Raw genomic sequence first — 437 nt, forward strand, 5'->3', positions numbered from 1 at the left:
CCGCTTACATGGACGGCGGTGTAATTCCACGTTGGTACAATTTTATGGTCACGCTGTTTGTTGGGGTAGTAACTTGCAGATATATAGGCTTGTGGGCCCTGAAAGGTGACTAATACCTTAGTGCCGTTCGCTATGTTTTGGTGCAGTGGGTTCGCCTTCGCAATGTGGCCAATAAGCAAGATCTTCCCATCGCGTTCTTCAACGAGCATGGGTAGGTGATTAGCCTCCAAACCTGCTTTGGTATTGCATACGAGCGTAGCAAGCGGGTGCTCTTTGATCAGTGCGAACATTTGATCACGACAATCGACTTTAAATACTTTAGGAATGAACACAGACGTTCTCTTTGATTTGCAGGTAAGCTTATATTAGATGGGAATGGCAGTATTGGTGCAACTAGATCAGCAGTGATTTGCCTAGGTTTGTTGGCTTTTCAAAAG

At 45.3% G+C, this 437-nt stretch carries 1 protein-coding gene; it reads right to left on the reverse strand.

Annotated features, from left to right (window positions below; translation table 11 throughout):
- The coding region (locus A3751_RS21520) for an FMN-binding negative transcriptional regulator (protein WP_197466595.1) at window positions 1-332 on the reverse strand (332 nt) is incomplete at its 3' end.
- Window positions 333-437: the final 105 nt, after the last annotated feature.

This window comes from Oleiphilus sp. HI0080 (assembly GCF_001635135.1).